Source organism: Gluconobacter thailandicus F149-1 = NBRC 100600 (assembly GCF_000964465.1).
Classification (GTDB): Bacteria; Pseudomonadota; Alphaproteobacteria; order Acetobacterales; family Acetobacteraceae; genus Gluconobacter; species Gluconobacter thailandicus.
In genome coordinates, this window is sequence record NZ_BANH01000016.1 from 22,144 (window position 1) to 29,368 (window position 7,225).

Here is a 7,225-nt window from a genome sequence, read left to right on the forward strand (position 1 = left end):
ACGATAAATTAACGAGCTTGAATTTTGTTAAAAAACAGTAAAAAACCCATCTCATGCCAGACGGTCTCACAACCTGCGTTCGTTCCAGCCCCCCAGCTGCGTCCGCGCGCCCCACAACCCTTCAGATCCTCGGATATTCAGGGACCTTCGATGCCGCCTATTATCTGAAGACCAACCCTGATCTCAAAAATCTGGGAACAGCTGTGCTCCGGCATTATCATGAGTGCGGCTGGAAAGAGGGACGCAAACCCAACGCATTCTTTGACCCCCGCTGGTATCTGAGCCAGTACCGGGACGTTCTTGGCGATCCTTTGCTTCATTACGTTACGCATGGAGAAAAGGAAGGTCGTCGTCCCATCATGTGGTTTGACCCCACCTGGTACAACCAGACCTATACTGTCCCCGAGGGCATGCTGGCTCTGGCGCATTATCTGCTGAACCGCCACACCCAGACCCTTCGCCCCATCGCGGAGTTTGATCCGGCGTTTTACCTGAAAGCCTATCCGGACGTTGCAGCAGCAGGCATAGATCCGCTCGAACACTACATGGTTCAGGGCTTCAGGGAGGCCAGACAGCCTTTTGAAGCGTTCGATCCGGTCTATTACCGCAAGAATTACTTACGGCATCAGCCAGACAGCAACCCTTTGCTGCATTATCTGGAAAACAGACACAAACCTAGCGTCCATCCCGCAAGCCCGCAGGGGGAAGTAACAGTTTTCCGGGAAGTTCGTCGGCGCAGTGCACCTGGCCCACTTTTCGAGACTACCCAGCCATTGCCGGAGAGCGCGATCCGCCGGGCACGCGTGCTGGCCTACTATCTGCCGCAATATCATGCCACGCCAGAAAACAATGCCTGGTGGGGAGAAGGCTTTACCGAATGGACCAATACGTCCCGTGCCCTCCCTCGTTTTGCTGACCATTATCAGCCGCGTATCCCCCGAGACCTCGGGCATTACACACTGACCTCCCCGGAGCTGTTGAACAGGCAGGCCAGTATGGCCAAAGCCGCTGGCATCGAGGGCTTTATTTTCTATTTCTACTGGTTCAATCGCAAGCGCCTTCTCGATGGCCCGCTGGAAATGCTTCTGGCAAATCCCGACATTGACCTGCCGTTCTGTCTGATGTGGGCCAATGAAAACTGGAGCCGCAGATGGGACGGGTCTGACAACGACATTCTCATCGCACAGGATTATCGCATTGAAGACGATAACGCCCTGATCGACTGCTTTGCGCGGCATATGCGTGACCCTCGTTACATAAAGGTCCAGGGACGCCCCCTGCTGATGGTTTACAGGCCGGGAACAATTCCGGATGCCCCTCAGGCTTTTGAACGCTGGCGCAGGCTCTTCAGAAAACGGCATCACCTGAACCCGATCTTCGTCATGGGACAGGCTTTCAATGCAGAAAATCCACGTGATTTCGGGGTGGATGGAGCGATCGAATTTCCGCCCCACAAGGTTGTTTCGAATTGCAGTCTCATCAACGAAAACGTCCAGCTCATGGACGAAGACTTCCGAGGCCAGATTTACGATTACTCAGACATTGTCGAGAATACCCTCAGACAGCCACCAACCTCCTACCCCCTGATACGAACAGCGGCTCCGTCCTGGGACAACGATGCGCGCCGCCAGGGACAGGGGCTCGTACTCCACGGATCTACGCCGGAGCTTTATGAACGCTGGCTGACAGGCCTCGTCAATCAAGCTCAGAAAGAACGGTTTTTTGGGGACCCCATTGTTTGCATCAATGCCTGGAATGAATGGGCAGAAGGCGCATATCTCGAACCTGATGTGCATTTCGGAAGCGCCTATCTGAATGCAACGGCAAGAGCGTGCACGGGCTTCAAAAGCTCATTGAACAGGGCGCGCCTCCTCCTGATCGGCCATGATGCCTTTCCTGCAGGAGCACAAAGGCTGCTCCTCGAAACAGGTCGTACCCTTCGCAAGTCTTTTGGAGTGGATATTCGCTTTATCCTTTTGGAAGGAGGCGCGATGATCGATGAATACAGACGCGTTGCGCCTGTAGAAATCCTTTCCCTGACCTCTCCCGAAACAAGCAGACGACTGAATGCGCTGGAAAAAGAAGGCTTCCAACAGGCTATTCTAAACAGCGCCGCCTCTTCCCCGCTGGCACCCAAACTTGTTCAGACCGGAATTCGCTATACGTTTCTGATCCACGAATTGCCGAATATCTTAAGAGCCCGCAATCTGGGAGACGCTATGGTAAAGAGCAGCGATCTGGCACATTCCGTTGTATTACCAGCACAGATCGTCGCTCAACGCCTTGGCCTTGAAAATCATCCCAAACTGAAAATCCTGCCACAAGGCCTCTATCACCCTCCCTCTCTGAGCACGGCAGTAAGACGGGAATTTCGCCAGGAACTGGGCCTGATAGAAACAGATATTCTGGTGCTTGGTGCAGGCTATGCAGATATCCGAAAAGGCTTCGATCTTTTCCTTCAGTTGTGGCGCACATCGCAGCACAAGGAACATTTCATCTGGCTGGGAGGCATGGACCCGACACTCAAAGATGGTCTTCGTTCGGAGCTTGATCTGGCATTGACGTCGGGGACTTTTCACATGCCCGGATATGTCAGAAACATGTCGGACTGGCTGTCTGCTGCGGATGTCTTCGCGCTGACATCCCGCGAAGATCCCTACCCTTCCGTCGCCCTTGAAGCTCTTGGTGCTGGCCTTCCCTGCGTTACGTTCAAGGGCAGCGGCGGCATTCCGGATTTTCTGGAAAGCTTGAATTCAAAAGGCAGCTCTGAGCATTCGATCGTGCCGTTTGGCGATATAAACGCAATGCTGAGAGCCATTTTCGAAATTGGGAGGCAGTCTAAAAAACAATCATTTCTTCAGCGCAAAAAGACTGCAAAAAAATTGCAGGACCAGATTCATTTCAGACCTTACGCTGAAACCCTTTTGTATCATGCCGTCCCAAAGCTGCCGAAAATTTCAGTTGTTGTGCCATCCTATAATTACGCGCGCTATCTCGACAGTCGACTGGTTTCCATTTTTACCCAGACCCTACCGGTTCTTGAGATTATTGTTCTGGATGACGCTTCGACCGATAACAGCATAGATGTCGCCCAAAATATCGCCCGTGAATGGCAGCGCGAAATTCGAATAATCAAAGGGCGCAAATCTTCGGGATCGGTCTTCCGTCAATGGGAAAAGGCTCTCAAGGAAGCACGCGGAGAATGGGTCTGGATTGCCGAGGCGGATGACCTGTGTGATCCGCAATTTCTGGAAAAACTCTTCGATGCACTGCAACAGCACCCTGATGCCACAATGGCTTTCAGCGATAGCAGATCCATTGATGCAAATGGTGCTCCCCTCACCTCATCTTATCGTAATTATTGCTCCGAAACTGCAGGTAGCATTCTGGATCATGATGGGTATTTCCAGGGAAGGGATTTTCTCAAAGCATGTCTTTCAGAACGCAATCTCATACTCAACGTGAGTGGAGCTGTTTTCAGGCGTGACCAGATGCGCGCAGCCCTTTCCAGATGCCAACAGGATCTCAGGACGCTCAGTATTGCAGGTGATTGGCGTATTTATCTTGAGCTTCTGGACCAAGACGAAACAGGCATCGTGTACATCAAGGATGCTCTGAATATCCATCGTCGACATACGAATTCAGCAACTCATATCCTGAACAAAAATCGCCATATTAATGAGATAAAATTCATGCATAAAATAATTTCAGATCGAATAAAACTCCCAAATCAAAAATTAATAGAACAGGAAACTTATCAAAAGAAAATCATGCGACAATTTGAACTTTAATATCAGGACCTGTTAATTCGTTGAACTGAGCATTTTTTTTGTGATTCACAGGCTTACCGATGGAGGATAGCACTGTGAGTGACGTGTTTTTACTTTCCGAACTCCAGAGGAGTCTGATCAGGCCGTATTTTCCTTTGGCGCATGGCGTGTCACGTGTGCACGACAGGCAGCTTCTGAGCGGGATCGTTTACCTGATCCGTAACGGCCTTCAATGGAAAGATGCTCCAAAAACCTATGACCCGCACAAGACTTTATACAACCGCGTTATCCAGTGGAGCCGGCTGGTCGTTCCAGACGTCTGATAATCGACACGACACATCTGAAAGCACACCGGACGTCCGCCTCCCTGCTTAAAAAAAGGGGCGTTTCCCCACCATATCGGACGGACAAGAGGCGGCCTGAATTCAAAATTCCATGCCGTATGTGATGGTCAGACCGGCCGGGTAAGGCAGCGTAAGTCATCGGTGACCCGGGATACGACAGTAATAAAATCAGGCAGTTCCTGGAAGAGCGGAACATCACTGCCTGTCTTCCGCCAAAAAAGAACCGAAAATTAAAGCAGCCCTACGACTGACATTTGTATAAAAAGCGCCATCTCATCGAAAATATATACGCAAAGCTCAAAGACTTGAGACGTGTCGCAACGCGATACGCCTGCTGCGCTCACACATTCATGTCCGCAATCCATATCGCTGCAACCTTCAGCTTTTATCTCAAAGAATGTCCTGAGCCTTGACCACCCTACTGCTGCACACCCGTCCTGAGGAATACCCTTGCAATAAATTTGCTTAACATGCAGATGAGAGTCATTCGCATTTTTGGTTGAGGGCATACTTTATGCGGTTTTGGTCACTAGGCCCGTCAGGCGTACTTGCCTGCTGCATGATGGCGAATGTCGGCTACGCGTCGGTTCCCGACGATCCCGTTCAACAAGACGCAGCAGGAGATGACCAGGCTGATCAGGAGGATGAACGCCATCACCAGAACATCCTTGTTGTCGGAGCACGACGCTCTTTTGCCCAGACCCAGACGACCACAGCCACGCGTACGGATACGTCTGTCATGGATGTTCCGCAGTCCATCCAGATCGTGACGCGTGCCGTCATCGACAGTCAGAACGCCCTGAGGCTCACGGATGCCTTGCAAAATGTCTCAAGCGTTCAACTGGGTTCCTCTTCCGGCAATCGAGGCGAAACCTATCAGATCCGTGGCTTCAGCAGTCCTCGTTACGCCATAGATGGCGTCATCCTGAACCGGGTTGCGGACAGGCCGGAAACGTTTCTGGATCTGGCCAATGTCAAAAGTATCGAGGTGCTGAAAGGGCCTGCGTCTGTCCTGTATGGTCAAGGCGATGCCGGCGGTCTAATCAACATCACCACGCTGCGTCCCTCCCAGACACTTTCCGCCGACGCATCATTCCAATATGGCAGTTTCGATTTCCAGCGCGGACAGGCCAGCGTCACCGGTCGACTGAACCACTCTGGGACACTGACAGCACGCCTGACCGGCGCTATTCAGTCCCAGGAAGGGTTCCGGTTTCAGAAGGGCGCCATTAGAAGTACCCGACATTTTGGCGCTCTGGCGGTTAACTGGGCACCCGACGATAAAACCAGCATTGATCTCGATGCCGATTTCACGGAACAGCGGCAGCCTTTCGATCGAGGTCTTGTCATTTCCAGTGACAACCGCGTGCACCTCCCTGTGACCCGTTATCTGGCCGAGCCCTGGTCTGTCACGGGCGCCACCAAAAAGCGGGTTTCCATCAATATTCGCCGCCGCATGACCTCCTGGCTGAACTGGGTAGCTAATTTACGTTATACGGGCTCACGGATTACAGATTCCTATGCCATTGATTTTCGCAGTCTGGCGGACGACGATCGTATGTTGGGCAGACGTGCCACCAACCGCCTCGAAGATCTGGACAGTTTTGATGCCCGTACAGAGGGTATCGCCACTTTCAATACGTTCTCGCTCAAACATACTGTTCTTGCAGGTTTCAACTATTCCAATGCCCGCATCCATTCGTCTTCTTCGCGGGGCAATATCTCGTCCGTCGATATTTTCGATCCTGTTTATACGAGGCTACCCGTTGACCGACTGGCTCCTCGGTCCAATACGGTTCGTGTTTCGAACCTATATGCGGGTTATGCTCAGGATCAGATCACACTGTTCCGCTGGTTCAAGCTTCTTGGTAGCGTTCGGTATGACGGTCTTGCCGAAAACACAAACGACAAAATGGAAGGCAACAGAACCAGGCAGGCGGAAGGCGCCCTGACAGGCAGGGCCGGATTTGTCTATGAGCCGTTACGGCAGCTTTCACTCTATTTCGGATACGCTGAGAGTTTTCAGCCGCAGACGGCACAGCGCTCGGATCAGAGCTATCTGGACCCGGAACGGGGCCAGCAATACGAAGTCGGGGTAAAATATAATCCGTTACAGGATCGTTTTGTAGCAACGGCTTCCCTCTTTCAGATTACCCGGCAAAATGTCGCGGCCTCTGATCCGAATGATCCGGATTATTCCATACAGACCGGAGAACAACGTATCCGGGGAGCCGAATTCGATCTGTCTGGAAATTTGACACGTAACTGGCGGATGATCGGGAATGTCAGTTACCTGGACGGCCAGATCTCCAAAGACACGACATACGGCATCGGTAACCGGCTAACCAACGTTCCACGGTGGTCGGGACGTCTGTGGACAAGTTATGATTTCACCGGCCGACTGCAGAACCTGACCTGGGGCGGAGGAGTAACTCTGGTAGGACGCAGAGCAGGTGATCTCGACAACAGCTTTGACGTGAAGGGCTATGCGTCTTTCGATACGACGCTCAGTTATGCGTTCTTCCACAAAAGGCTTGAAGCTTCTCTGACAGGCCGAAATCTCGCCAACCATTCCTATATCGAATCTTCTGTCAGCCGGACGGAAATCTATCCAGGATCACCGCGAAGCTTTCTTTTTACGTTACGCGCACATTATTGAACCAATACGCGCATTAGGGGTTTGATGGTGCATTATTTTCACATGAGTGGAAGGATGCGCTATGGGCTAGGTTCACCACGATGAGCGCCACGACCACGCACGCCGTGCGAGTAGCGATCGCAGACTTTGCTCGCGGCGCTGAGTTGTGAGCTCGAGATTACCCCGAAAGTCGTGAGAAAGTGATGGGATCGTCTGAATGTCGAAGATCAGAAGATAGGTCCCAAAGAGCCGCGCTCAACGGTCCTGCCCGAGGCGGACGAAGCAATGATCGTGGCATTTCGCCGACATACGTTGCTACCGCTGGATGACTGCCTTTATGCCCTGCAGGCCAGCATTCCCCATCTGACACGCTCCGCCCTGCATCGCTGCCTTCAGCGTCACGAGATATCCCGGCTGGCCGGACATCGAGGGAGACAAGCCCAGACGCCAGCGCTTCAGACGCTCCCCGATCG

General features: G+C 52.3%; 2 protein-coding genes and 2 pseudogenes. All 4 read left to right on the forward strand.

Features of this window, described 5'->3' with window-relative positions:
- The first annotated feature begins 53 nt into the window (after positions 1-53).
- Positions 54-3,791, forward strand: a complete 3,738-nt coding sequence (locus B7444_RS05300; RefSeq protein ID WP_007284206.1) for a glycoside hydrolase family 99-like domain-containing protein — start codon at positions 54-56, stop codon at positions 3,789-3,791.
- Positions 3,792-3,850: 59 nt separating this feature from the next.
- Positions 3,851-4,527: pseudogene (locus B7444_RS05305) on the forward strand (transposase).
- Positions 4,528-4,673: 146 nt separating this feature from the next.
- Positions 4,674-6,773 carry a TonB-dependent siderophore receptor gene (locus tag B7444_RS05310; RefSeq protein WP_007284208.1) on the forward strand — a complete coding sequence of 700 codons (2,100 nt, stop codon included), beginning with the start codon at positions 4,674-4,676 and terminating at the stop codon, positions 6,771-6,773.
- 80 nt (positions 6,774-6,853) lie between these two features.
- Positions 6,854-7,225, forward strand: a pseudogene (locus B7444_RS05315) (IS481 family transposase); the annotation flags it as partial.